Consider the following 25,420-nt stretch of genomic DNA (forward strand, 5'->3'; position numbering starts at 1 on the left):
GAGGAGCGAGTTGAGTCCGAAAAATCGAATCGTTCAGTTTACGCTCCGCGGGGTTCCGTCGGAGCGGCCTCTTCGCGGGTGCCGGTTCTGCTCCCGCGGGCCATGAGCATCATCGACACGCCGGTGACGAGCAGGTTCACTCCGAAGAGGAGGCCGACCGCCCAGAGCGCGCTGCTCGGGAATCCGGCCCAGATGAGACCGGCGATCACCAGCGCGAGGACGCCGCTCACGATGAGCGACGAGCCACCCCTTTCGCCACGGAGTCGGTATCCCATGACGATTTCGAGGATTCCGTCCGCCAGCAGGAACGCCACGAGGATGATGGTCAACGTCGTCAGCCCGACGACGGGGTTCGCCATCAGCGCGATACCGGCGACTGCGTAGATGACCGCGAGCAGTCCCTGCGCGACGAATCGCTTCCATCCGCCCGAGAAGGCGTGTGCGACGTGCACCAGAGCGCCGACGACCAGCAACGCGCCGAGCAGAATCGACAGTGAGATTCCGGTCACGAACGGGAACAGAACCGCGAGGATACCCAGCACGGCGATAATGGCCCCCGCACCCATCATGGTTCGCCGCGACTCTCCGGCGGTGCTCGATACTACCTCGGTACCGCGTTCTACTTTAGTGCTCATCGTGATTTCACCGTTCATACATAGGCTCGGAGACCTCATAAATTATGTTAGCTATTTGAAAGACATTCTAAGAGTCATACCCATATCCGAGGATTCAAAGCCGTAGCGAGGACGTACCGGCAAAAACGAGATCAAAGATCGATGACAACTAGGTGGAAATAATTTGAATTCAATAATTTATATATATATATATATATATATATCTTTTTATAATATGATTGGAGAAATAATCATTGCTATACGGTCAGAAGATGTCCATATCGAGGCCGAGCATCTCGTCTTGTACCGACTCGCGGGCCCGAATCTCGCAGTCCTCGCGGGGGTACGAGATGCAAAGTAGCGCGTAGCCGTCGTCCTTTTGGCCCGGCTCCAAGGCCGTGCCCTCACTCTGGTCGATCTCTCCCTCGCGGAGTTCACCCGCACAGGTCGTGCAGTTCCCGCTCCGACAGGAGTAGGGAAGCTCCATCCCGGCTTCGAGCGCGGCGTCGAGGAGATACTCGTCTTCGGCGACGGTGACGATCTTCGTCCGATCGGCTTCCTCATGGTCGATGGTGACTTCGTGTTTCGGGGACATCGGCAGTCGTGCTCGCTTTATATCCGCTGGCGCATCTTGTACATCTTGAGCGCTTCGAGGCGAGGATCGCCGGTGGACTCCGTGTCGTCGTTGAGACCGGCACCGCTGACCATCTCGTTGAAGGAGGTGGTCAACTCCTCCTCGCCGAACGACGAGTCGATGATGTAGGCGACGTTCTCCCTTACCTCCTCCTCGCTCTGTCCGAGCTCCTCGGCGGCCTCGGCGATGGCTTCGTCTACCTCCTCCTCGCTCGCGTTGAACTCGGCCCCGCGAGCGAACTCGCGGAGTTCGAGGTCGCGTCCCATCTTCAGTCACCTCCCGCGCCGTCGGCGGCGACGCCCCGCCTGCGGTCGTAGTGTACTTCCTGTCGTTCGACGATCTCTTGGAGGTTCCACCCTTTGATCTCCTCGTAGCGGTCGCTGACGCGGTTGATCATCTCGAGGTAGTCGAGATCGAGTCCGAGCGACTCATTGTACATCCCGTCGATGAGATGCCCGCCGCGCAACAGAACGTCGTCGATGTCGACGCCGAGGGGGTCTCCCATCGCCTCGGTGAACATGTACGCGAAATCGGCCATGTACGGGGCGTCGTGATGGAGCATGTCGATTATACCCTGTTTGACGCCCTGATACTCCGGCTCGCCCCGTTCTTCTTTCTCGATAAGTTCTTTCAGTAGGTTGACGCCGTGGGTGATGTGACGACCCTCGTCGGTGCTGACGAATTTGAACCCGTGATTCAGTAGGGGCAGATAGGCCGCTTCCGAGATCCGGTTGATGGCGAACCCGCCGACGCGCGCGAGGATGCCCTCGACGTTGAGGTGGTAGACGGTCGCCGCCTTGGCGATATCGACCGGATCCCGAGTCTGGGCAGCCTTCGCGGTTTGGAGGCCTTGATTTTCGAAGACCTCGCCGAGTCCGGTCGCTTGGACGATGGGAATGCGGGTTCCCCGTCGGGGGTCGAGTTCGGCGTAGTTGTCGCGGTCGTCCATCACCTCCCGCATGTAGACGTCGATGAACTGGGTGTGTTTGTGCTCGGTGAGCGTGAGCATCGTCATGTACATCTCCTTCTCCTCGTTGTCGTCGAGACACGGCGCACCCATTATCCGGCTCAGATTGGTGGCCGCGTCCCCGGCGACTTCGCGCTCACCGTCGAGGAACCCCGAGAGGAGGTATCGAACCTGGTCGCGCTCGTCTTGTGCCATCGACTCCCACTGCTCGCGGTCTTCTTCGAGACCGACCTCTTCGAACAGTTTCTCGACGTTCCAGGTTCCGAGTTCGACTCCCTTCTGGAACAGCCGATACCACTTGCTCGACGTGTCGACTCGCTGTCCTTCGTACGCCGCTCGAGCACCCCCTGCGTGCATTGTCATACCATGACAGACAGGCGGGAGCGAAAAGACGATTCTCCTCCTCATAGGAGGTCGTTTTTACCGGGACGGTCGAACGACTACGTGGCGAACAGGGGGTCGGAATCGGTTCGGTTGGCGACGACACCCATCTCGTCGGCGGCGTCGGCGTAGTTCATGATCGTGGTGACCGACCCGTCGAGGTCGAGATTCTCGCTGAGAACCGCCTCCATCACGTCTGCACCTTCGGTGAGAGCTTTCCACTCCGGGTAGTCCCCGCGGAGGACGAAACCGACGTCGCGCTCGCCGCCCGGTTCGAGCACTTCGGCTTCGCGGCAGTTCCCGTCGTAGAGGTCGAGGTGGACGCGAACCGTTCCGTCTTCGACGTAGCGTTCGAGCTGGTCGAGTAGGTTCGCAAGATCCTCGGGGAACGCTTCCCGGAGGCTCGGCCGAACGGCGTTGGACAGTTCGACGACGGGCGTCGCAAGCAGCGCGCCGAGAAGTCGCTCCCGGTCGTCGTCCCCGTCGGCGATGCGTTCGCCCAGCGTCTCCGGAGCGTCTTCGACGAGCGTCGCGGCATACTCCTCTGGGAGGGTCGAGACGCTCTCGGCGAGAGCGCCGGAGAGTTCGTCGGGGAACTCCCCGAGGGTCGTCTCCTCGACGGGGAGGCGTCGAATTTCGAAGACGAAACGACCGTCAAAGTCGACGCCCCACCCCTCGCTCTCCTGTCGGTATCGGTCGCTCCGGTTCAGATTCGTTCGGTACGCCCCGAGCCACTCCTCGGACGGAAACCAGTTCGTCATATCCCGTCCTTCGATACACGTTCACAAGATGGTTCCCGGGTTGATGGACGGTCTTTTATTGGGAGGTCGGCTCCGGCACGGTCGAAACGCACCCCCGAATCACCGGCGCCGTCTGTCTCACCCGCCGTCGATATCACCACCCCATCGATTATCACGTCTCTACATTACCACGTCTCTACCGTTCTCTCGCGGATATCTTCCACGCAGCCCTCGCAATCGGGATGTTCGGGGTCGAAGCAGGCCGGTCGTCCCTCCGCATCGAGGGTCACCGCCCGGCGCTCGGCGTACCGTCGGCAGACGATCTTCGCCCTCCCTCGTTCGTCCTGTGGCAGATCCGCGAGGGTGACGTCGTGGGCGTTCTTGTAGGCGTCTTTCGCCTCACCTATCTGGCGATCCGCCGACTCGCGGGCCTCGGCGTACTTCTTCCCCGCTTCCCGAAGTTTGATTCGCAGGAAGCGTTCGAGGCGGTCGTCCATGTCCGTGTTTGGTGGTGGGGGAATGAAAGGTTTCCCCGACCGGAACGGTGCTCACCGAGCGATATGTACACATCCGAACTCCGCCGAATCGACCGCGAGACGCGACGACGGTTCCACTTTCACTTTCGCTCTGCACGCGCACGTAACCTTTTATATCATCGCGCACCAATCTCGATACGTCTCCCACTGAAACCAAAGCGGAGACGGAGCAACCATGACCGATGTGCGACAGCACGCAGAAGAGATACACGAACAGTTCTCTGACCATCTCGACGTAACCGTAGACGACGTAGCCTCGCGTCTCGACAGCCTCGTCAACGAGTACAAAGTGCCGGTGGAAGAGGCGCGGCGAAGTGTCACCAGCCACTACTTGGACGAGGCGGGCCTCGAACGCGACGACATCCACTCCGGCGGCACGAGCGACGTGCAGGCCGCGGATATCGAAACCGACGAGCAGTGGGTGAACATCACCGCCAAGGTCGTCGACCTCTGGGAACCGCGCAGCGACTCCGTCGGACAAGTCGGCTTGCTCGGCGACGAGAGCGGTACCATCAAGTTCACGAAGTGGGCCAAGTCCGACCTCCCCGAACTGGAAGAGGGGACGGTCTACCGACTCGGGAACGTCGTCACCGACGAGTATCAGGGTCGCTACTCGGTGAAACTCAACCGCACGACGACCATCGAGGAACTCGACACCGACATCGAAGTCGGCGACAACGAGAGCGAGATAGAAGGCGCGCTGGTGGACATCCAGTCCGGTAGCGGCCTCATCAAGCGATGCCCGCACGAGGACTGCACGCGCGTCCTCCAGAACGGGCGCTGTTCCGAACACGGCGAAGTGGACGGCGAGTTCGACCTCCGAATCAAGGGCGTCTTGGACGACGGGGTCGACGTCCACGAAGTCATCTTCAACAAGGAATCGACCGAGGAACTGACCGGCATCGAGCTGGACGAAGCCAAGCAGATGGCGATGGACGCGCTCGACACGACGGTCGTGGCCGACGAGATGCGCGACATGACGCTCGGCCACTACTACCGCGTGGCGGGGCCGACCATGGGCCGATACCTGCTGGCGAACGACGTCGAACTGCTCAGTGGGCCAGTGGACGTCGAGGCGGCGCTCATTAAAGCGAGGTCGATGTAATATGAGTGGAGCACCAACACGAGAAGTCGCACGCCGCACCTTCGCGGCCGAGTTCAACGACGCGAGATACACCTTCAAAGAGTCGGAGGATGAGCGCGCACCGGTCTACCTGCTCCTCCCCACGGGCGAGCGGGCGAACCGCGTGTTCGTCGTCGGAACCCTCACCGAGAAAGAGGATGTCGGCGACGACAGCGAGTACTGGCGCGGTCGGGTCGTCGACCCGAACGGAGATACCTTCTTCGTCTACGCGGGCCAGTACCAGCCGGACGCCGCGGCGATGCTCCGCGAGCTGGAGCCGCCCGCCTACGTCGCCATCGCCGGGAAGCCCCGGACGTTCGAGATGGACGATGGAACCGTGAACGTCTCCCTCCGTCCCGAATCTATCACCGTGGTGGACGAATCGACCCGCGACCGCTGGGTGGTCGAAACCGCCGAGCGGACGCTCGAACGCCTCGATGCGTTCGACGACGATTCGAACCGCTACGCCGCGATGGCGAAAGAGGAGTACGACGCGGATATCGAGTCGTACCGAGACAGTGCCATCCGGGCACTCGAAAGCCTCGATACGGGCGATACAGGTGGTTCGGACGAGACGGACGACGGAGCCGAACCGACGGTACAGTAGCGATACACCGCTTTCAGGGTGGACGCGTTTGCACAGATTGAGTCGAAGAGAGCACCGTCTATCGAACGAACCGGCGGGATACGAGATTCGGACGACAGTATGATGCGCGACGCGCGACGCGTGCAACGGACGAACGAAATCACCGAGAGCGATGCCTGACGAGCGCACCTCGCCGAGCGGTGGCTGGAAAGACGTGTACGAGTCGATGGACGTAGAGACGTCCGCCGAAGGGCCGGCACACCCGTGTCCGGAGTGCGGCGCTGAATCGACGCGCGTCTTCCGACGCGTGTTCGAGTGCGAAGAACACGGCGTCTGGGCACTCGACAGGACGGGCAAACCCCGAACGGGAACCGACCCCGAGCGGCCGGAAGCCGACTAATCGAGCGATTCGTCCAGCGCGTCTTCGACGCGCTCTTGGAGCAGGCCGGACCAAACGAGGGTTTCGGCGGCGGAGATATCCTCGTGGATCGGCCGATCGTCGGTGAGCGGCGGCACGACCTCACGAACAGCATCGTAGGCTGCGCCGGTGCCGACGCCATGCACGAGGTCGTCGATGAACTCAGCGGCCTGCGCGCCGCAGACGAGTTCGATGCCGACGACGGCGAGCGCATTTTCCACCGCCCGCCGGGCGTTGAACGCGCTCTGGGCGCTCATGCTCACGTGGTCTTCCTGATTTCCGCTTACAGGAGTGTTGTCCATCGAGGCGCGGCCGATGGAGCGGTTCTCGTTCACCAGTGCCGCGGCGGTGTACTGTGCTATCATGTAGCCCGACCGCAGCCCGCTGTGTTCGGTGAGGAACGGCGGAAGGTGCGGTTCTTGGATGTTCGGGTTGAGCATCCGGTCGACACGGCGCTCCGAGATGGCAGCGAGTTCCGTAACCGCGTTCGTCAGGTAATCTAGCGGAAGCGCGAGCGGGTCGCCGTGGAAGTTACCGCCCGAGAGGACGGCAGCGTCGCCCGTCCCGCTCGCTCGGCTGTTCACCGAATCGGCGGGGAAGATGAGCGGGTTGTCGGTCGCACTGTTGAGTTCGATTTCGACTGCTTCTCGGAGATGGGCGACGGCGTCCCGAACCGCGCCGTGAACCTGTGGGAGACAGCGAATCGAGTAGGCGTCCTGCACCCGATCGCAGTTGCGGTGGGATTCGACGATCTCGGAGTCGGCGGTGAGACGCTTGACGTTTCGCGCGCTCTTCGTGTGACCTGCGTGGGGGCGAACGTCGGCGATGACCGAATCCGACGACGCGGTGGTTCCCATCGTCACTTCCGTGGTGAGCGCGCCGGCGATATCTCCCGCGCGAATCGCGCGCTCCGCGTCGCAGACGGCGAGGGAGGCGAGGCCGACCGTGAGTTGGGTTCCGTTGATGAGCGCCAGCCCCTCCTTCGCGGCGAGCGTGAGCGGTTCGAGTCCGACCATACCGAGGGCGTCTCCGCCGTCCATCCGCACTTCGCCGATGGTCGCGGTTCCCTCGCCCATCAGCACCAGCGCGAGGTGTGCGAGCGGTGCGAGATCGCCGCTGGCCCCGAGGCTCCCGCGCGAGTTGACCACGGGGTGGACGCCCTCGTTCAGCATCGTCACGAGGTGGTCGACCACGATTTCGCGGACGCCGGAGTAGCCCTTGACGAGCGCGTTGACGCGCCCGACCATCATCGCCCGAACCTCCTCGCGAGTCAGTTCCCGGCCCGCTCCGGCGGCGTGACTTCGGACGAGGTTGGCTTGGAGCGTCTCGATGTCCTCGCGGGGGATTCGCTCGTCCACGAGTTCGCCGAAGCCGGTGTTGACGCCGTAGACCGCCTCGCCGCTTTCGACCACTTGCTCTACGCGCTTGCGGGCGGTTCGAACCCGTTCACGGGCTTCTTCGGGGACGAAGACCGTCGCAGCGTCGCGCGCGACTCGTTCTACGTCCGCTGACGTCAGGGATTCGCCGTCGATTCGTACTTCGGTCATTTCGTCATCACTTCCTTTGTAAAGTTGTTACTGTCGATCATTTTGATGTAGAGACAGTCGCAATCACAGTGAAAGCGACCTCGAGATCCCTCGGGCGGTACGCTCGTGCGCCCCACGCTGCGCGCCTCGGTCGCTCGTTTCACTCGCTCCCTGCGGTGCTTACGGGGTCGTGCTTCGCGTACCGCCCTCGCCCTTTCAGTCTGCCAGGATTCGGATGGACAGGTTAGCGCGCTTTCCGGTGAATGACCGGTATGCGCGCTCGGCGGCTGGTCGGCTTGCCGTCGCGGTGGCGCGCAGTGACGCGTCCTCCGGACGCGTCCGCGCGAGGGATGAACACTGGAGCGAAGCGAAGCGCGCAATCGGTCGGGGAGGACGTGGCCTGCTGTGGCGGGTGCGGTAGCGGTGTTGTCTGGGTGGACTGAAAGGGGTCGCCCGCTCGCGTTCGCGTGGTCGTCACAGCGACCCCTCTCGGTGAGGTTCTCGTGAGCGACGGAGGAGCGAACGAGACCAGGGAAGAGCGAAGCTCTTCCCGTGCGAACGGAGTGAGCCGCGCCGAGATGTCGCCGTGCGACCGCGAGCGGGCAGGGGTTTTCCGAGACGTAGCCATTCTGGCGATGAAATCGTCTCGTCGAGAACACCAAGGAACGGTCTGGGTCAACACTACCGCGGTAACGCAGTCCTCTCGAAACCATCGTCCGGCGTAGCCGCAGACTCGTGTTACTCATGATGAACCACCTCGCCGCCCTTCAACACCGTCTCGACCACGTTCACGCCGAAGTTGTAGGGAACGTGGACGTAGCTCGGCGCGTCGAGCACCGCGATATCGCCGGGAGTGCCCGGCTGGAGCGTCCCGGTTCCATCGTCCATATCGAGCGCCTGTGCGGCGTTCTTCGTCCCGGCGACCAGCGCCTCGGCGGGCGTCATCCCCATCTCGACGCAGGACAGCGACGCGGCGAACTCCATGCTCTGCGAGTAGCAGTTCGGGTTGAAGTCCGTGGCGACGGCGACGGGCGCGCCCGCGTCGAGGAACGCCCGCGCGTCGGCGTACTCCGCACCGAGGCCGAAGGCGGTGCCGGGGAGCAGGACGGGCACCACGCCCGCATCGGTGACGGCGTCGATGTCCTCCTGCGTCGCGTACAGCAGGTGGTCGGCGCTGGTCGCGCCGAGCTGGGCGGCGAGCTGCGTTCCGCCGATGTGCGCGAGTTCCTCGGCGTGCACCTTCGGGGTCAGCCCGTGTTCCTCGCCGGTCACCAGCACGCGCCGCGACTGCGGGACGCTGAAGACGCCCTCCTCGCAGAACACGTCGCAGAACCGCGCGATGCCCTGCTCCGCGACCGCCGGAATCTGCTCGTCGACCACCTCGTCCACGTAGTCGTCCGCGTCCCGACCCTCGGGGACGGCGTGTGCGCCCATGAAAGTCGGAACCACGTCGACGGGGTGTCGGTCGTTCGCGCGGGCGATAACGTCGAGCATCCGCAGTTCGGTCGCCGTGTCAAGACCGTAGCCGGATTTCACCTCCACGGTCGTCGTCCCGTGGGCGAGCATGGTGTCGAGGTGCGAGAGGAGGTGCGAGAGCAGTTCCTCGTCGCTGGCCTCCCGAGTCGCTCGGACGGTGCGGAGGATGCCGCCGCCCTCCGCGAGGATCTCCTGATACGTCTTCCCCCGCAGTTTTGCCTCGAACTCGTCGGAGCGGTCGCCCGCGAACAGGGCGTGGGTGTGCGGGTCGACGAAGCCCGGAACGACCGCCTTACCGCGAGCGTCGATCGCGTACTCCGCGTTCTCCGGCGGATACTCGCGCGTTACGGGGCCGGTCGCGCCGACGCGCGTGACTTCGCCGTCGACCACCGCGATCGCCGCGTCCTCGTAGATTCCGAGTGAGCCGTCTGCTTCGACAGTGACTATCTGGGCGGCGTCGTGGACGACGGCGGTGTGGTCGTGGTCAGGGTTCGGGTCGCTCATCGACCACCTCCCAGCGCGGCGAGGAAATGCGCGATCGCTCGCGCCCCCGCCGTCGCGGTCAGGTTTTCACGGTCGAGCGACGGCGCGCATTCGACCACCTCGAACCCCGCGACTCGGTCGTCGCTCGCGGCGAGTCGGAGCATCCGGAACAGTTCGCGGGTCATGATGCCGCCCGGCGTAGGGGCACTGACCCCCGGCGCGGCGGCGGCGTCCAGCACGTCCAAGTCAACGCTGACGTAGACGGAATCCGCATCGCCCATCGCGTCTAGCGCGGTGTCGACGGCGGACACGGAGTTTTCGCCCACTTCTTCCGCCGTAACAATTTCGCCGCCTTCCTCCCGGACGAACTCCGCGTACCCAGTGCTCGTCTCGAAGTGCCGCGCGCCGACGCAGGCGTAGGCGTCCAGTCCGTCCCCGTACAGTTGGCGGTAGGGCGTTCCGCTGGTCGGGTCGTCGCGCACTTCGCGCACGTCGAGGTGCGCGTCGAAGTTGACGACGCCGAGCGAATCGTCGTCGAGGAGGGGGGCGGCGTTCGGGTATGTTAGCGAGTTGTCGCCCCCGAGAAAGACGGGGAACGTGTCGGCGTCGTGGAGTCGCTGCGAGAGGGTACCGACGCTCCGCTGGATGGTCTCGACGGTCGGCGGTTCCGCGGCGTCGAACGCCAGAGTGCAGTCACCCGCGTCGCCGACGCTTCCGACCGGCCCGGCGTCGAAGTGGTGGGTCTTCACCGACGCAAGCGCCTCGCGGAGCGCGGCGGGGCCGTCCGCCGCGCCTTTCCGACCGATGACCGCCCGATCGAACGGTTCGCCGAGGAGCACGGCGTCGAACTCGCTCGCGGTGTCGAGCGAGTCGACGGGTTCGACCACGTCGCCGAACTGCTCGTCGGTCGGGTCGGACGAGGTGCCCGCCCATTCGAAGGTCTGAGTGAACTCGCTCATTTTCTGTCTCGCATCGGAACCGGAACGTTCGATTTCTCCGCCTGTTCCATCGCCGCGTCGTAGCCCGCGTCGGCGTGACGAATCACGCCCATTCCGGGGTCGGTCGTGAACACGCGGCGGGCCTTCTCCGCCGCGAGGTCGGAGCCGTCAAGGACGACGTGGTTGTTCGCGTGGAGCGCGTTGCCGATGCCGACGCCGCCCCCGTCGTGGACGCTCACGATGTCAGCGCCCGCCGCGCAGTTAAGCAGGGCGTTCAGAATGGGCCAGTCGGCGACGGCGTCAGAATCGTCGCGCATGGCCTCCGTCTCACGGTTCGGGCTGGCGACCGAACCGGCGTCGAGGTGGTCGCGTGTGACGACGATGGGAGCCTCGATCTCGCCCTCCGCGACGAGGTCGTTGATTCGAAGGGCGAAGCGGGCGCGCTCCGTGAGTCCCTCATCGTCGGTATCGTATCCGAGCCAGCACACCCGCGATGGGAGGCCCTGAAACGCGACCTGCTCCTGTGCGAGGTCGATCCATCGGTGGAGCTGTTCTTTCTCGGGGAACAGCTCTTTCACTGCATCGTCGGTGCGGCGGATGTCGTCGGGGTTCCCCGAGAGCGCGGCCCACCGGAACGGACCTTTTCCTCGGCAGAAGAGCGGGCGGATGTACGCCGGAACGAAGCCCGGATAGTCGAACGCGTTCTCCATTCCTCGGTGTTCTTTCACCTGTCCGCGGATGTTGTTGCCGTACTCGAACGCGACCGCGCCCGCGTCCTGTATGTCGAGGATAGCCTGCACGTGACGTTCCATCGTGTCGAGGCTCTCCTCGACGTATCTCTCCTGATTCTCGTCGCGGAGTTCGTCGGCTTCTGCGACGGCGTAGCCCGAGGGGTAGTAGCCCTCCAGTTCGTCGTGCGCGCTCGTCTGGTCGGTGACGACGTCCGGGACGAAATCGCGGGAGAGCATCCCTTCCAGCATGTCGGCGGCATTGACGTGGACGCCGACGGAGTAGGGTTCGCCAGCCTCGGCGGCCTCCGTCGCCTTTCGGATGGCCTCGTCCAAGTCGTCGGTCTTCTCCATGCAGTAGCCCGTCTCGATTCGGCGGTCGATGCGGGCCTCGTCTACCTCGGCGGCGATGCAGACGCCGTGATTCATCGTCACCGCAAGGGGTTGGGCACCGCCCATTCCGCCGAGGCCGCCAGTGACGACGATTTTGCCTTCGAGACTGCTGTCGTAGTGTTTGTCCGCGAGCGCGGCCAGCGTCTCGTAGGTTCCTTGGATGATGCCCTGCGTGCCGATGTACGCCCACGACCCGGCGGTCATCTGGCCGTACATGATGAGGCCCTTCGCTTCAAGTTCGTGGAAATGCTCCCAATCGTCCCACTTTCCGACGAGGTTCGAGTTGGCGATGAGCACGCGGGGAGCGCGCTCGTGGGTCATGAACCGGCCGACGGGTTTGCCCGACTGGACGAGAAGTGTCTCGTCGTTGTCGAGTTCGCGCAGTTCAGCCATGATGGCGTCGTAGGCGTCCCAACTGCGGGCCGCCCGTCCGGTGCCGCCGTAGACGACGAGGTCTTCCGGTTTCTCGCCCACCTCCGGGTCGAGGTTGTTGTTTAGCATGCGGAGTGCCGCCTCCTGTCGCCAGCCCTTGCACTCGATGTCCGTTCCGGTCGGCGCGCCCCGGTACTCGCGCCACTGGGCGCTCGGTTCGCCCACGCCGTGGGATTCGACTCGCTCTTCCATACCGTGTCATTGGTGCGCGAAGTGCAAATATCCAAGGCCACGCTTACGGAGGGTTCTTTAAATACTTGCCGCGAGGAAAACGAGTCATGCACGAGGTCGTGATGCGGATCGAGCAACCCAGTGTGTGCGCGAAAGCGACCGCGGGAACCGAGGCGACCATCGAGCTATGGTGTAACGACCACTGCGACCTCCTCCACGTCGGCGGCCCGGCGGGTCGGGCCGCGCTGGAACACGTCGAGGGACTCGTCGGCGTACGGGAACTGCTGGTCGAAGGCGACGAGCGACTGGCGATGACCGAGGCGTGTCTGCGAGACTACGAGACAGACACCGTCGAATCATTTCTCGCTCGGCACGGTTGCCTGCTCGTGCCGCCTCTGCGCTACGCGGACGGCGAGAAGTGGTGTCGGGTGCTCGCTCTCGATTCCGGAAATCTGACCGACCTCTACCGCGATTTAGTGGAGGCGTTCCCGGTGACGGTCGAGTCGAAGCGCGAGATTTCTGCGGTGCCCGGCAACCGCCCGCTGCTCACGCCGGAGACCGCCCTTCCCGACCTCTCGCCCCGTCAGCGCGAGGCGCTAGTCACGGCCCACGAAACGGGGTACTACCGAATTCCGCGCGAGACGACGACGGCCGACATCGCCGCGGAGATGGGGGTCGGGCGCCGGACGGCGGAAGAGCACCTGCGGCGGGCGGAAAACAAACTGGTCGCGGGGCTGGTGGCGTTCTACTGACCTCACTCCGAGAGCGATATTCCCTCCTCGTCGAAGCGTCGTTCGACCCGCCGGAAGAACTCCGAGCGGGCCGCCACGAACTCCGAGTGGTCGGGGTCGTCTATCCAGAAGCGCACCTCCACGTCGACGCGGGAGTCGGTCATGTTGACGATTCGAATCGACGGCTCGGGGTCGTCCAAGACGGCGTCGTGGCGCTCGGCTTCCTCCAACAAAATCGCGCTCACCGCGTCGACGTCCGCGTCGTATCCGACGGGGAACTCGTGGCTGACGCGGAGCGCGTCGCCGGCGACCGGATTCGTCACGGCGTTGGTCGCAAGCACGGAGTTCGGCACCGTGATGAGTTCGTTGTCGAAGGTTCGGACGCGTGTCACGCGGAAGGTGATATCCTCGATGACGCCCTCGTTTCCTTCCCACTCGATCCAGTCGCCGATGTTGAACCGTGGGTCGGTGACGATGAAGACACCGCCGACGAGGTTCGACGCGATGTCGCGGGTTGCGAATCCGACGGCGATGGTCAACGCGGCCGCGAGCGTCGCGGATGCGCCGAAAACGTCGACCCCGGCGAGGTCGAGCGCCAACAGAACCCCCGCGAACCAGATTCCCGCGCGGACGACGCGAAGTATCGCTCCCCGGATGGTGAGATTGACGTTGCGAACCCGGAGCGCGTGCTCGGCCAGCGGTTCTAGCATGAACCGACCGATGGCGTAAACGACGGCGAGCGAGACCGTGAACACCGCCACTCCCAAGGTGTACTCCGGAATCTTATCGAGCAGTTCCAGGTTGTCGAGCACCGTTCCCAACAGCGACCGAAGTTGGACGACGACACCACCCTGCACGTCGATTTCTGACGGACAGTGCACACCTCAGGGTTATGGCCCGCGACCGTCTGACGAAACCTTAAGTGGTGTCAGAACGCGAATGTACCTAACGATGGGCAACAAGAACAAGACGATCTCCTTCCGGGTCAACGAGGACGCCTTCGAAACCCTGCGGGAGATCGCGGAGAAGCGCGATATCTCTCTGTCGGCGGTGTTCCGCGACTACGTGGACATGCTGGTCGCCCACGACGGGAAGATACAGGTCGTCCCCGAAAATCAGGTCGAGGAGAGCGACGGGAACTCGTTCCCGCCGAAGGTCGAGGTGCCCAAGAGCTTCGTCCGCGAGCACGAGCGACTCGAACTGGAGGCCGAACATCTCCGCGAACAGCTACAGGAGCACAAACAGTTCGTTCGCCACCTCCAGACGAAGGTGGATGACGAGGCCGAAGAGGAGGTCATCCAATTGGAGGAGCTGGACGACGAACTGGAGACCGACGAACCGTTCCGTCTCGGGTAGACGGACGGTGCTCGCGCCGATTTCGACGGGTTATCCCGACAGCGAGTGTTTCTTCTGCCGGGCGCGCGCTTCCATCGAGTCGTCGCCCTCCACATCGGCGAGTTCTTCTATTGCTTCGAGCGTCCGCACCGAATCGTCCAGAAACGAGAGGATGTCGCCGGAGTAGGCGTACACCATGTAGTCGTCGCTCATCACGTCCACGATGGCGTCGGGGCCGAGACCGCCTTCGCGCAGTTCCAGCAGGTAGCGCATGAACTTCCGCTCAGGACAGCCGCAGTAGGGATTGCTCTGGCAGTCGCAATCAAGGAAGTCCTCCGCGAAATCGAGGACGCGATCTCGCGTCGCCTCGTCCAGTTTCTGGAGCCCCTCTCCCTGAAAGAGGATGTCCAGCGTCGCACCCTTGAACGCTCCCTTCGGGATGTTGGTATCCAACTGCGAGGAGATCTGGCGATGGTTTTTGACGTAGATTTTGTCCGTGATAGCCACGCGTGGTGAATCGTATTCGGTTCCGCCGGATAAGGGTGTCGTCAAATTGGGGGACTATTCCGCAAACGGAGGGTTCTCGAACTCGGCCCCGCAGTTACGGCAGACGACGACCGTCTGGGTCTCCTCGCCGAGAGCGACGCGAAGCTCGTGGCCGCACTCGGGACACCCCTGCGAGACGCGCTCCGCTCCGCAGTCCGGGCAGACGAACGTGAGCGCGCTCTCACCAATCTCTAAGCGCATATCGTCGTGGGAACACTCGGGACAGTCCGCGGGAATGCGAACATCCTCGCTGTCGCGGGGTGCTCCCATCGCAAGCACGACGAGTTCGTCGTCGGATTCGTTTGCGCCGGATTGGAACTCGCCGGGCGCGAACCTGATCGCTTCGCCAGCGCCGACGGTGACCTCGCCGCCTTCGCTCGTCGTTTCGTCGCTCTCGCAGTCCGCATCTCGAAGCAGCGTAAACGTCTCGAACGTCGCTTCCCCCTCGATGACGACGGACACCTCCTCTTGATCCATGTGCGCGTGGAGTCCTCCGGAGAGTTCTTCGCCGGAGGCGAGCCGATAGTGGTTGATCGCAACGTCGGTCGTTCTCAATGGCTCGGACAGACTGCGGCGGTCGCCGTCGTTCCCCACGGCGTTCGGTTCCTCGTCGTCGATGGAAACGTGCTCCATATCCGTCAGTTCAACCAGTGGCAACAAGTGCGTTTAGGTGTCTAAGAGTGGCCGTACCGATAGAGGAAGCGTCGTCCGGAAGTGGTTGCGCGTGACGATGGTATCAGTGTTCGCGCGTGACGACGAACTCCGCGAAGTCGCACAGGTAGTCCAGCGCCTCGGAGTCCGGCGCGTCCACCCTGTCGAGGGCGGCCAGCGCCGCGTCGGACTGCTCGTGGGCCAGTTCGTTCGCCTCGTCCGCGTCGAGGTCGGTGACCTGCACGATGGAGGGGCGGCCGATCTCCTCGTCCTGTCCCGTCGGCTTGCCGAGTTCGTCCGGGTCGGCGATGGCGTCGAGCACGTCGTCCCGTATCTGGAACGCGACGCCGACACGTTCCGCGTACTCACCGAAGGCGTCGACCGTCTCCGGGTCGCTGTCCGCCGCTAGCGCCCCCAGTTCGGCGGCGGCGCGGAACAACGCCCCCGTCTTCCGGCGCGCGAGTTCCATGTACTCGGACTCGTTCGACGGGAAGTCGACCAATTCCGACGCCTCTCCCATCCCGAGTTCGATCATCGACTCCGCGACGACTTCCATCGCACGGGGTTCGGGGGAGAACAGCTCGAACGCCTCGCCCAGCATCCCGTCGCTGGCGATGATGGCCGAACCGTGGCCGTACTCCGCCCACGCGCTCGGCGTCCCGCGGCGCACGTCCGAGCGGTCGATGATGTCGTCTACCACGAGCGAAGCGTCGTGGACGAGTTCGACGCCGACGGCGAAATCGACGGCGTCCTCGGCGTCGCCGCCCGCCGCCTCGCAGACCAACACGGCCACCGTCGGTCGAACTCGCTTCCCACCCGAGAGCGCTGTGTGTGCCAGCCGTTCCGACAGTTCGTGTGGATCGACCCGCTCGACGACTTCCTCCAACCGGTCTTCGACGAGGGTCCTGCGGGCCATCAGGTACTCCATTCGTGTGGGGTTCGGGACGGGGGACGCAAATACGTGACGGGTTCAGTCGGCCGTCGTGACGGCGCGAACCGATAGAAACGCGGATTTACGTAGGAGAGGTGAAACGGTCGCTATTCGAACTGGTCGATGAGTTCCGGCACTACTTCGAACAGGTCGCCGACGATGCCGTAGTCGGCGATGTCGAAGATGGGCGCGTTGGGGTCGGTGTTGATGGCGATGATGGTGTCGGCACCCTTCATGCCGGCGACGTGCTGCACCGCGCCGGAGATACCGATTGCGAGATACACCTTCGGTGTCACCTGCTTGCCGGACTGGCCGACCTGTCGGTTCTTCGGGAGCCAGCCGTTGTCCACGATGGGACGCGACGACGAGAGCGTCGCACCCGTCGCTTCTACGAGGTCTTTGATGAGCGGGAGATTCTCCTCTTCCTCGATACCGCGTCCGATGCTGACGAGGAACTCCGCCTCGCTGATGTCGACGTCGCCGCCGCCGACCTCCTCGAAGCCGGTGACGGTCGAACGAACTGCGGACTCGTCCAGTTCGAAATCGAACGCGGAGATTTCGGCCTCGCTGACGCCCTCGGCCTCGGGCCACTCGGCCCCGCGGGTTGTGACGGCGAACCGGTCGCCTCCGACTTCCACCGACGTCTCGACCTTCGAACCGTACATCTCGCGGGTCACGACAAGCGTGTCGTCGTACTCGAAGCCGACCGCGTCCGTCACGAGCGGTAGGTCGAGGCGGTTTGCGACCGCCGGCGCGTAGTCCAGCCCGTTGACGCTGTTCGGCATGAGGAGGAACGTCGGCGCGAGGTCGTCGTAGAGCGCGCAGACGGCCTGCACGTACACGTCGTGGTTGAACTCCTCGCCGTGCTCGACGTTGTGGATGGCGTCCACACCCTGACGGTTCAGGTCGTCCGCAAACTCGTCCACGTTGCCGCTGATAACCGCGAGGTGGAGGTCGCCACCCGCATCGTCGGCGAGTTCGCGCCCGGCGGTGATGACTTCGAAGCTCTCATCGCGGAGTTCGCCGCGGCGGTGTTCCGTGACGGCGAGAACGTCGCTCATTCTGCCACCCCCTTTTCGCGGAGAACTTCAGCTAGCTTTCCGGCGGTCTCCTCGGCGCTACCTTCGAATATCTCGGCGTCGCTCTCGCTTTCGGGTTCGTACATCTCTGTCAGCGTCAGATCGCTTTCCAGCTCGGCGGCGTCCAGATCGAGGTCGTCGAGGCTCTTCGGCGCAATCTCTTTGCTCTGGGCCTGCCGAATGCCCCGCAAGCTGGCGTATCGCGGTTCGTTGATACCCGTCTGAATCGTGAGAACGGCGGGAAGTTCCACGTCGGTGACTTCCTCGACGCCCCCCTCCAGTTCGCGGTGGACGTGCGCGACGCCAGTGTCGGCATCCAGATCGAGGGCGTTCACGACCGCGGCCCATTCGAACCCGATGCTGTCGGCGAGCGCGACGCCGGTCGCACCGAAGGCGTCGTCACCGGCCTGCACGCCGGTCAGCACGATGTCCGGGTCTTCGGCTTCGACGATGGCGGACAGGATCTGTGTCTTCGTCTTCACGTCGAGCAGGTCGGCGTCTTCGAGCGCCTCGTCCCAGACGCGAATCGCGCGGTCGGCACCCTTGGCGAGCGCCATCCGAATCGTCTCTTCCGCGCGTTCAGGACCGATGGTGACCGACACCACTTCGTCGGCGATACCGGCTTCGTTCATCTGAACGCCTTCTTCGACCGCGTAGTCGTCCCACTCGTTCAGGTCGTACTCGAGGTATCGGTCGTCAACCTCGGTCCCTTCGACTTCGAAGTCGTCTGCGAGTTCGGCGACTTCCTTCACCGTTACAAGGACCTTCATAATCAATTCGTTTCCGGGAAGGGGGTAAACGTTTTCGAAACTGGCGACAATGCAACTCCCGTACTTCTCGATTTTCTTATTCGTCGTCGAAGTCGGCGACGTTCTCGTCGGGGAGCGTGATAAGGTTCTCGCGCCCGATGCGGAGTTTGTCGACGCGTCCCTCGTCGGCCATTGACGAGAGCAGTTGGGAGACCTTCGCGTTCGACCAGTTCGTTTCCGTGACAATTTTGGCCTGCTTCATTCGACCGCCGTTCTGTTTCAGCAGATGTTCCACGCGCTCCTCGTCGGACAGGAGGTCGAGATTCGGTTCGTCGTCTTCCGATTCCGGCACAAGTTCGGGCTCCGGCGGTGCGACGGGCGAGCGTTCGTCCGAGGACGACTCGTCCACCGACCCGTCGTCGCGGCGCTGTATCAGGACGTAGAGACCGGCGCCACCGGTACCGATAGCGAGCAGGAGCAGGGCGATACCGGAGAAGTCGGACGGGGAGAAACCGGCCGGTGGCTTCGACTCTTTGACGTACGTCACGTCGATCTCGACGGGGGATAGCGACGTCGACCCGTTCAAACGAATCGTCCCGTTGCTGTGACCGAGGTTCGGCGAGTTATGGATTCGATACCCGTTAGGGCTCTCGATGACGAGTCGTTGTTCCGCGGAGAGCGACGGAAGCCATGTCGATTCGCCATCGTCTAGCAAGAACGCGTCGCGGAGAATCAGTCTGCCGCCCTCGACTCGGGTGAAGTTCGTCCAGACGAACGACAGATACAGCGTCCCGGTGTCGTTGTTGACCGCGTAGTCCCTGTCGACGTCTCGAATCTGCATCTCGCGTCCGGTCTCAGTCTTCACTTGGCTGGCGATGCGGCGGAACAAGTCCGCGGAGAATCCCACCTCTTCGTTCCCCTTGTCGAACTCCTGCGCGAGTCCTTTGAACGCGGCCGTTTCGTTCTCGCTCCGGAGCGCGAATTCCATCGAAACGTTCCACTTAGCGTCACCGTCAGGTTGCGGTGTGATCCGAATTATGGTTCCGTTCACCGCCGTCTCATTAGCCGCCGTACCATTCGCACCCGCACTATCGGCACCGGTCGAATCGACCGGCCGCATATCGCCAGCAGCAACGGCGGTGCCCACGACGAGGAAGGCGAAGAAGACCACGAGGAGGGCGGGGTATAACCGCATACCCTTGTGTGGTCAACCAGGTAAGAAAATACTTTCCATCCAATCAATAAAACATCAGAGAACGGTTTACCTGATTCCTACGTTCGTCACCGTTCATACAACAGCTCCGAGATACCATACGTATTTTAACGAGGAGATTCGTACGTATCCAGTATGAGCCGGGTTCTCCCCGTCGCGCTAGCGGTCCTCCTCGTCCTCTGTTCACCCGCCGCCGCGTTCGAAACCGGGTCGTCAACCTCTGATTCCAGCTCTAGAAACGTTGAAAGTATCGTGAAGCCACCGGGCTTCAACGACACTGCGTCGCATCTAAGCGTCGGAAAACCGGGTCGAACCGCAACGTACACCCCGTCCCTCGACCTCGGTGCGGCGCTGACGATGGACAGGAACGAGGTTCAAACGCAGAAACGAATGTCCACGCTCAACGAGAGACTGGCGAACGCCGAGACCCGTCAGTCGAAAGAGCAGGTACTCATTCGATACACGCCCGAACTCGAATCGCAACTGTCGTCGTTGAAACACACGGAGCGAACGATCAGCAAGCGGTTCAACAGCAGTGAGATGACAACTCAGCAGTACGTGAGGCAGCTCGCCATTCTCGACGCAAAAGCGAGAAACATCGCCCATGCTATCGATCACTTGGACAGTCGGGGAGACACCGTCCCAAGCTTCGCACCACCGGTACGGAGACTCAGAGCAGACCTCTACTCGCTACGCGGTCAGGTGCGCCAGTACGCTACTGATCGGTTTCGAGGACAGTCCGCGCCGCGTCCCATCTACGTCGAGACGACGAACACCGGCGTCATCTTATCGACCATCGAAGGGAACCAGTACGTTCGAGAGGCGTTTCGCGCGGACTACCGGAAACCCAGCGAGGCGAAAGCATTGCTGGTCCAGCGAGCGGCGAACATCACGCTGTCACAGTATCCATGGTTGAACGAGCACGAAAAATCGCCCAGTACGGATTACGGCGCGGGGGTCTACCCGAGCGTCATCCCGTACTCGCAGGGAGTGGTCAAGCCCGTACTCGACAGCGGCACCGAGAAGATATTCCGCGAGACGCAGTACAAGTATCTGACCGGCTCCAATCACATTCCATACGGTACGGCCGTCCGGAACAACTCGACATCCCTCAACCTCACCGTCAACCGGACGTACCCCGGCGGACCGCTTCGAATCAACCTGACCGACGCTAGCGGCGACCCCGTCAGGGGGAACATCTCGGTCGGAGACACCCACGTCGGACAAACTGGAAACGACGGCGTTTTGTGGACCGTCGCCCCGAGTCGAACGTTCACCGTCTCGGCCACGTACGATTCCGAGACGGTGAATGTGACGCTCGCTCCGTACGGTATGACGCCGACGAACTCGACGACCAGTCCACCCCGAAACTTGAAATACTGAAACGGGGCCACTCCGACCCGTGTCGAATCGCGCCCTTTCACCCGTCGTCGCAACCGTCCACTTGATAGTCGTCACGCTCGTCCTCGCGGAACGGTCGGAACGGTGGCGCTGGAGTCGGCGTCGCTTCGAAAGCCGACGCAAGTCGTCGTCGACGTCTCGGCCGACGCGGACGCCGACCGCCTGACTTTCGTCCATCGCGCGGGTGACCCCGCTTTCGGTCGACGGACTCGTCGTTCACGTCAGCGTGAACGGAACGCCGCTTGAACGACAACCCCCGATACCGTTCTTCTCGGAGGGGGGGTTTCGACCGGGGCCGACGGGACCGTTCAACAGCGCGACGAACTCCTCGTAGAGCGTCGGCGAACCTGCGAGCGTCGAACTCGCTGGCACGAACGCGCTACTGCTCGAACCCGGAGATACGGTCGTCGTTCGAATATCGGCGGACGGAGCGCTCGTTGCGGAGGTGGAGACGACCGTGAGTTGACGTGCGTTACTGGGTCGTTACCGTCGGTCGTTTTCGGGCACGCGAGCGACGGTCGTGATGGCGATGTCGGGGTCGTAGCTCGGTCCCATCTCGCGGTGCCGAATATCCTCGTATCCCGCTTCGCGGAACATCCGATCCGCCTCGGTGCGGTCGTAAAAGAGCATTATCGCGTCCGCGAGTTTCTGCATGACGCTCGTTCCAGGATAGTTCGGCCCGACGACGAGCACCTCGCCGCCGGGTTTCGCCACGCGGCGCAGATCGCGGAGCGTCTCGACCGGGTTTGGCCAGTACTCGATAGAGCCGGACGACCAGACCACGTCGAACGAATCGTCTCTGAACGGAAGACGCTCGGCGTCACCGCGGTAGAAGCTGACGGGGTCGTGCTTGCCGAGTTTCGCCCACGCCTTCTCCAGTTGGTGGACGCTCTGGTCGAGACCGTGGAGGTTCCGCGTGTGTTCTAGTAGACCCTCGGTGGCGAAACCGGTGCCACACCCCACGTCGAGCACTCGATCGTCCTCGTTGATGTCGAGCATCGACAACGCCTCGGCGCGCATCTCCTCGTTCCAGATGAACGGGTTGACCTGGTCGTACACCTTCGAGAGGTACTTGTAGAAGACTCGTGCTCGGCGTTTGTCCTCGAGGATACCCATTGCTCGGCGCTTGGAACCGGATTGCCATGAATCCCCACCTTTCGACTACGACCTTTTTCTGCGGTCGGGTGCCGAGACGAGCGCCACCTGGCGCTCGTCTCGGCCAGCCTCCCTGGAAAAAGCTCGGCCAAAAGTACTGCGCTCCTCCCTTCGGTCGTCGCTTGGCCCGCTCGCTCAGTCGCATTGTTCCTTCGCTCGCGGTGAGTTCGCTTACACCCTACCGGCTGTGTGGATTGCTGATTTCTGGCGGTTGACCAACCGGCCTATCGCTCACGACTTGTTTCACTCGTCGTTCGCTCGCACCTCGAACTCGCCGATTTCTTCAGGCCAATCAACCGCTAGGTTGCAATCACATCCACCGCGAGTGAGGAGCGTAGCGACGAACGAGTGGGCCGAGGAGTGACCATCGAGAGCGACGAATGCTTTTGGCCGAGCTTTTAGAGGGAGACGGTTCGCGGTCGCGTGCCACCGAGCGCGACCGAGAACGCTCGACCAAGGTCGTGGTTGAAGGGTCGTGGGGGTTTCGCAAGTAGTTTATAGCCAGTGGCGCAACCTTTCCGTGATTACTGTATGCCGAGGCCAGAGGTTCTCGAACGTGTACGTGAGGCCGAAGACGAGGCTGACGATATCGTCGCGAAAGCCGAGGACGACCGCGAAGAGCGGATCTCCGAGGCCCGCGAGCGCGCGGAAGAGATCCGCGCGGAAGCCGAAGAAGAGGCCAACGAACTGGAAGAAAAACGACTGACGGACGCGCGCGAGGAGATAGAATCCGAACGCGAGACACTGCTCGCCGAAGGCGAGCGAGAGCGTGAGGAACTCGAAACGCGCGCCGAAGGGAACGTAGACGACACCATCGAATTCGTCATCGAGAAGTTCCGGGAGGCGGTGCATGCTCAGACCTGAGCAAATGAGCAAGGTCTCGGTGACCGGGTCGCGGACGGTCATGCCCGATGTCATCAAGACGGTTCACGGCCTGAACCTCGTCCACCTGTCGGACTACGACGGGTCGTGGGAAGGATTCGACCCCGGCAACCCCATCGAAGGCGCGGACGAGGCGTCCGACAAGCTCGTCACCGTCCGTTCCCTCGAAAGCATCCTCGACGTGGACGACGACGACGCCGGGCCGCAACGAATCGTCACGGACGACGCGCTGGACGACGAACTGGAGGACATCCGGGCGCAGGTCAACGAACTCGACGACCGCCGGAACGAGCTCGAGGACGAGCTCCGCGCCGTCGAAGACCGCATCGACTCGATGGAGCCGTTCGCCGACCTCGGAATCGACCTCGATCTGCTGTCGGGCTACGATAGCTTGCAGGTCGCGGTCGGCGAAGGCAACGCGGAAGAAGTCGAGCGCGCGCTCGCCGACACCGACGACATCCGGGAGTTCGAACTGTTCTCCGAGGGCACGACGCTCGCCGTCTTCGCGTACCCCGCGGACGGGGCGGACGAAGAGGCGTTGGACGACGCGCTGGTCGGCGTCGACTTCGCGTCGTACGAAGTGCCAGACGCCTCCGGCAGCCCGGAGGATTACATTTCTGAACTTAAACACGAGCGCCAGAAGCTCGAGTCGAAGCTCAACGGTGTCGAAAACGAGCTTCACGACGTGAAACTCGATGCCGCCGGATTCATCCTCGCCGCCGAGGAGAAGCTGGCCATCGAGGTACAGAAGGCGGAAGCGCCGCTCCAGTTCGCGACGACAGAGAACGCATTCGTCGCCGAGGGGTGGATTCCGACCGACCGCTACGCGCAACTGACGACCGCGCTCGATGAGACGGTCGGCGAGCACGTCGAAGTGGACGAACTCGAACGCGCGGACTACGAGGAACACGACGGCCACCACGCCCCCCTCGAACAGGCCGAGGAGACGGGCGTTGCCACGGACGGCGGGCACAGCATGGGCGATGACAGTCCGCCGGTCATCCAGGATAACCCCGCCCCGACCAAACCGTTCGAACTGCTGGTCGAGACCATCAACCGACCGAAGTACTTCGAGTTCGACCCGACGGTCGTCCTGTTCCTCACGTTCCCGCTGTTCTTCGGGTTCATGATCGGCGACCTCGGATACGGGCTGCTGTACATCGCCATCGGCTACTGGCTGTTCAGTAGCTTCGACAGCGACGCCATCAAGAGTCTCGGCGGTATCGCGATGTGGGCCGGCGGCTTCACCGCGCTGTTCGGCGTGCTGTACGGCGAGATATTCGGCCTCCACGTCCTCGGAGACGTCGTCTGGGGCGGCCACCCGCCGATTCACAAAGGACTTCAGCCAGCCTTCGGCGATTACGCAGTGGGTTGGCTAGTGTTGAGCCTGCTGGCCGGCATCGCCCACCTCACTATCGGCTGGGGATTCGACTTCGTCGAGAATCTCGAACACGGGTTCAAGGACGCGATGACCGAGAGCGGTTCGTGGCTGCTGATGATGTTTGGCCTCTGGGTGTGGATCTTTGCCGGTGCGTCCGGTAACGCACCCTCGATTCTCGTCGGCAAAGAAAGCGTCTTCGCCGGATATCCGTTCCCGCTCGGATTTGTGGGCTTCCCAGAACCAGTTGGTATCGTGGGACTGGGAGTGTTCTTCGTTGGACTAATCCTCCTCGTGTTGGGCGAACCCGTCGAAGCGGTCGAGTTCCTCAACGTGCTGGTGAACGTCCTCTCGTACACCCGTCTCGCGGCGGTGCTGCTGGCGAAGGCCGGAATGGCGTTTGTGGTCAACCTGCTGTTCTTCGGCGTGTACGTCACCGGGCACGGACCGCACGCGGAGTGGCACTTCGGCATCGGCCACATGCCGCACCGTGGAGACACGGTTCACGGCCATGCAGTAACCGAGATCATGTTCCCCGGGCTGGCCCACTCCGGCATCGCGGGATTGGTCGGCGGGCTACTCATCTTGGTGCTCGGCCACCTGCTCGTCCTTGCGCTCGGGATTACGAGCGCAGGTCTGCAGGCGGTGCGTCTCGAGTACGTGGAGTTCTTCGGCAAGTTCTACGAGGGCGGCGGCGAGGAGTACGAACCGTTCGGGTACGAGCGAACGTACACGACCCAGGACTGAACATCGCACCTCGTTTTTCGCCTTTCATGACCGAACTGGCCTTGGTCGTCCCTTGACACTGGTATTTGCTACCATGATTTAGGGTTTACAGCCCCCGATACCAGCAAATACGGCGGAACGCTTTGGGAAGTTTTAAGAATCTGCTGGCGCGAATTACGACCTGTTCGGCTACAGAGCCTACAGAGGACCAAACAATGATGGAATTCATACTCGCGTTCGTCGACGCGGCCGCACTGCTCGCACAACAAGGCGCTGGAAGCGCTTCCCCGGCAATCCCCCCGACGGCCGCCGCCGCGCTCGCTGTCGGTCTAGCGGCGTTCGGCGCGGGCTACGCGGAGCGCGGTATCGGTGCCGCGGCCGTGGGCGCTATCGCTGAAGATCGAGATATGTTCGGTACCGGGCTGATCATGACGGTGCTGCCGGAAACGCTCGTGATTCTGGCACTCGTCGTCGTGTTCGTGGTCTAAACGCACTTA

The 25,420-nt window shown here is 63.0% G+C and carries 30 protein-coding genes; 10 read left to right on the top strand and 20 right to left on the bottom strand.

Translation table 11 applies throughout. The features are described from left to right. Positions 1-38: 38 nt before the first annotated feature. The 6 genes from LIW51_RS15535 to LIW51_RS15560 form a co-directional block, all read right to left on the bottom strand. The gene (locus LIW51_RS15535; protein WP_227376820.1) at positions 39-566 is read right to left on the bottom strand and encodes an HdeD family acid-resistance protein; all 528 of its coding nucleotides are present in this window, start codon (positions 564-566) and stop codon (positions 39-41) included. A gap of 313 nt (positions 567-879) precedes the next feature. Next, complete coding sequence (locus LIW51_RS15540) at positions 880-1,209, bottom strand: 2Fe-2S iron-sulfur cluster-binding protein (protein ID WP_227375003.1); 330 nt, start codon at positions 1,207-1,209, stop codon at positions 880-882. Positions 1,210-1,226: 17 nt separating this feature from the next. Further along, positions 1,227-1,514, bottom strand: a complete 288-nt coding sequence (locus LIW51_RS15545; protein WP_227375004.1) for a hypothetical protein — start codon at positions 1,512-1,514, stop codon at positions 1,227-1,229. 2 nt (positions 1,515-1,516) lie between these two features. After that, positions 1,517-2,578, bottom strand: coding sequence for a ferritin family protein (locus LIW51_RS15550; protein WP_227375005.1), 1,062 nt, complete (start codon positions 2,576-2,578; stop codon positions 1,517-1,519). 77 nt (positions 2,579-2,655) lie between these two features. Continuing rightward, entirely contained in the window at positions 2,656-3,357 is a 702-nt protein-coding gene (locus tag LIW51_RS15555; protein WP_227375006.1) for a hypothetical protein, read from the bottom strand. Between the two features lie 164 nt (positions 3,358-3,521). Continuing rightward, positions 3,522-3,833, bottom strand: a complete 312-nt coding sequence (locus tag LIW51_RS15560) for a DUF7091 family protein (RefSeq protein ID WP_227375007.1) — start codon at positions 3,831-3,833, stop codon at positions 3,522-3,524. Positions 3,834-4,047: 214 nt separating this feature from the next. On the opposite strand from LIW51_RS15560, the gene LIW51_RS15565 reads away from it, so the two are divergent. The 3 genes from LIW51_RS15565 to LIW51_RS15575 all read left to right on the top strand — a co-directional run bounded on the left by LIW51_RS15565 (position 4,048) and on the right by LIW51_RS15575 (position 5,981). Continuing rightward, positions 4,048-4,977, top strand: coding sequence for a replication factor A (locus LIW51_RS15565; protein ID WP_227375008.1), 930 nt, complete (start codon positions 4,048-4,050; stop codon positions 4,975-4,977). 1 nt (position 4,978) lies between these two features. Then, positions 4,979-5,602 (top strand): RPA family protein, encoded by a 624-nt coding sequence (locus tag LIW51_RS15570; protein WP_227375009.1) that lies wholly within the window; start codon positions 4,979-4,981, stop codon positions 5,600-5,602. Between the two features lie 151 nt (positions 5,603-5,753). Then, the gene (locus tag LIW51_RS15575) at positions 5,754-5,981 is read left to right on the top strand and encodes a hypothetical protein (RefSeq protein ID WP_227375010.1); all 228 of its coding nucleotides are present in this window, start codon (positions 5,754-5,756) and stop codon (positions 5,979-5,981) included. On the opposite strand, the gene hutH is transcribed toward LIW51_RS15575, so the two are convergent. From hutH to hutU, 5 genes are all read right to left on the bottom strand, one after another. Next, positions 5,978-7,546 (bottom strand): histidine ammonia-lyase, encoded by a 1,569-nt coding sequence (gene hutH, locus LIW51_RS15580; protein WP_227375011.1) that lies wholly within the window; start codon positions 7,544-7,546, stop codon positions 5,978-5,980. The genes LIW51_RS15575 and hutH overlap by 4 nt on opposite strands. A 223-nt stretch (positions 7,547-7,769) precedes the next feature. After that, the gene (locus tag LIW51_RS15585; RefSeq protein ID WP_227375012.1) at positions 7,770-8,153 is read right to left on the bottom strand and encodes a hypothetical protein; all 384 of its coding nucleotides are present in this window, start codon (positions 8,151-8,153) and stop codon (positions 7,770-7,772) included. Between the two features lie 110 nt (positions 8,154-8,263). Next, a complete protein-coding gene (gene hutI, locus LIW51_RS15590; protein WP_227375013.1) occupies positions 8,264-9,505 on the bottom strand; it encodes an imidazolonepropionase in 1,242 nt (413 codons plus the stop codon). Further along, positions 9,502-10,443 carry a formimidoylglutamase gene (gene hutG, locus LIW51_RS15595; RefSeq protein WP_227375014.1) on the bottom strand — a complete coding sequence of 314 codons (942 nt, stop codon included), beginning with the start codon at positions 10,441-10,443 and terminating at the stop codon, positions 9,502-9,504. Before hutG ends, hutI begins: the two co-directional genes overlap by 4 nt. Further along, on the bottom strand, positions 10,440-12,167 hold the full coding sequence (gene hutU / locus LIW51_RS15600) for a urocanate hydratase (protein WP_227375015.1): 1,728 nt from the start codon (positions 12,165-12,167) through the stop codon (positions 10,440-10,442). The genes hutG and hutU overlap by 4 nt, the downstream gene beginning before the upstream one ends. An 86-nt stretch (positions 12,168-12,253) precedes the next feature. Here hutU and LIW51_RS15605 point away from each other — a divergent pair, with 86 nt between their 5' ends. Continuing rightward, positions 12,254-12,898: a helix-turn-helix domain-containing protein gene (locus tag LIW51_RS15605; RefSeq protein WP_227375016.1), complete on the top strand. Its 645-nt coding sequence runs from the start codon at positions 12,254-12,256 to the stop codon at positions 12,896-12,898. 2 nt (positions 12,899-12,900) lie between these two features. Here LIW51_RS15605 and LIW51_RS15610 read toward each other — a convergent pair whose 3' ends face one another. Continuing rightward, the gene (locus LIW51_RS15610; protein WP_227375017.1) at positions 12,901-13,758 is read right to left on the bottom strand and encodes a mechanosensitive ion channel family protein; all 858 of its coding nucleotides are present in this window, start codon (positions 13,756-13,758) and stop codon (positions 12,901-12,903) included. 70 nt (positions 13,759-13,828) lie between these two features. Between LIW51_RS15610 and LIW51_RS15615 the strand changes: the two genes are divergently transcribed. Further along, on the top strand, positions 13,829-14,233 hold the full coding sequence (locus LIW51_RS15615) for a DUF8146 domain-containing protein (protein ID WP_227375018.1): 405 nt from the start codon (positions 13,829-13,831) through the stop codon (positions 14,231-14,233). 30 nt (positions 14,234-14,263) lie between these two features. Here LIW51_RS15615 and LIW51_RS15620 read toward each other — a convergent pair whose 3' ends face one another. From LIW51_RS15620 to LIW51_RS15645, 6 genes are all read right to left on the bottom strand, one after another. Beyond that, positions 14,264-14,719: a DUF5814 domain-containing protein gene (locus LIW51_RS15620; RefSeq protein ID WP_227375019.1), complete on the bottom strand. Its 456-nt coding sequence runs from the start codon at positions 14,717-14,719 to the stop codon at positions 14,264-14,266. 54 nt (positions 14,720-14,773) lie between these two features. Beyond that, positions 14,774-15,391, bottom strand: a complete 618-nt coding sequence (locus LIW51_RS15625; RefSeq protein ID WP_227375020.1) for a cupin domain-containing protein — start codon at positions 15,389-15,391, stop codon at positions 14,774-14,776. Between the two features lie 103 nt (positions 15,392-15,494). Next, positions 15,495-16,337 carry a polyprenyl synthetase family protein gene (locus LIW51_RS15630; RefSeq protein ID WP_227375021.1) on the bottom strand — a complete coding sequence of 281 codons (843 nt, stop codon included), beginning with the start codon at positions 16,335-16,337 and terminating at the stop codon, positions 15,495-15,497. 110 nt (positions 16,338-16,447) lie between these two features. Then, positions 16,448-17,401 (bottom strand): electron transfer flavoprotein subunit alpha/FixB family protein, encoded by a 954-nt coding sequence (locus LIW51_RS15635; RefSeq protein WP_227375022.1) that lies wholly within the window; start codon positions 17,399-17,401, stop codon positions 16,448-16,450. Then, entirely contained in the window at positions 17,398-18,189 is a 792-nt protein-coding gene (locus tag LIW51_RS15640; RefSeq protein ID WP_227375023.1) for an electron transfer flavoprotein subunit beta/FixA family protein, read from the bottom strand. Before LIW51_RS15640 ends, LIW51_RS15635 begins: the two co-directional genes overlap by 4 nt. Before the next feature lie 76 nt (positions 18,190-18,265). Then, entirely contained in the window at positions 18,266-19,363 is a 1,098-nt protein-coding gene (locus LIW51_RS15645; RefSeq protein ID WP_227375024.1) for a helix-turn-helix transcriptional regulator, read from the bottom strand. Positions 19,364-19,516: 153 nt separating this feature from the next. Between LIW51_RS15645 and LIW51_RS15650 the strand changes: the two genes are divergently transcribed. Together LIW51_RS15650 and LIW51_RS15655 are read left to right on the top strand one after the other, a co-directional pair. Next, on the top strand, positions 19,517-20,764 hold the full coding sequence (locus tag LIW51_RS15650; protein ID WP_227375025.1) for a DUF7096 domain-containing protein: 1,248 nt from the start codon (positions 19,517-19,519) through the stop codon (positions 20,762-20,764). Positions 20,765-20,783: 19 nt separating this feature from the next. After that, the gene (locus LIW51_RS15655) at positions 20,784-20,948 is read left to right on the top strand and encodes an archaellin/type IV pilin N-terminal domain-containing protein (RefSeq protein WP_227375026.1); all 165 of its coding nucleotides are present in this window, start codon (positions 20,784-20,786) and stop codon (positions 20,946-20,948) included. 50 nt (positions 20,949-20,998) lie between these two features. Here LIW51_RS15655 and LIW51_RS15660 read toward each other — a convergent pair whose 3' ends face one another. Together LIW51_RS15660 and LIW51_RS15665 are read right to left on the bottom strand one after the other, a co-directional pair. Then, complete coding sequence (locus tag LIW51_RS15660; RefSeq protein WP_227375027.1) at positions 20,999-21,154, bottom strand: hypothetical protein; 156 nt, start codon at positions 21,152-21,154, stop codon at positions 20,999-21,001. 111 nt (positions 21,155-21,265) lie between these two features. Beyond that, complete coding sequence (locus LIW51_RS15665; protein ID WP_227375028.1) at positions 21,266-21,898, bottom strand: methyltransferase domain-containing protein; 633 nt, start codon at positions 21,896-21,898, stop codon at positions 21,266-21,268. Between the two features lie 570 nt (positions 21,899-22,468). Between LIW51_RS15665 and ahaH the strand changes: the two genes are divergently transcribed. From ahaH to LIW51_RS15680, 3 genes are all read left to right on the top strand, one after another. Next, positions 22,469-22,801: an ATP synthase archaeal subunit H gene (ahaH, locus tag LIW51_RS15670; protein ID WP_227375029.1), complete on the top strand. Its 333-nt coding sequence runs from the start codon at positions 22,469-22,471 to the stop codon at positions 22,799-22,801. Next, positions 22,788-24,944: a V-type ATP synthase subunit I gene (locus LIW51_RS15675; RefSeq protein ID WP_227375030.1), complete on the top strand. Its 2,157-nt coding sequence runs from the start codon at positions 22,788-22,790 to the stop codon at positions 24,942-24,944. Before ahaH ends, LIW51_RS15675 begins: the two co-directional genes overlap by 14 nt. 197 nt (positions 24,945-25,141) lie before the next feature. Beyond that, on the top strand, positions 25,142-25,411 hold the full coding sequence (locus LIW51_RS15680; RefSeq protein WP_438267341.1) for an ATP synthase subunit C-like protein: 270 nt from the start codon (positions 25,142-25,144) through the stop codon (positions 25,409-25,411). The last annotated feature ends 9 nt before the right edge of the window (positions 25,412-25,420 follow it).

Origin of the sequence: Haladaptatus halobius, assembly GCF_020618475.1 — an archaeon.
In the GTDB taxonomy this organism is placed as follows: Archaea; Halobacteriota; Halobacteria; order Halobacteriales; family Haladaptataceae; genus Haladaptatus; species Haladaptatus halobius.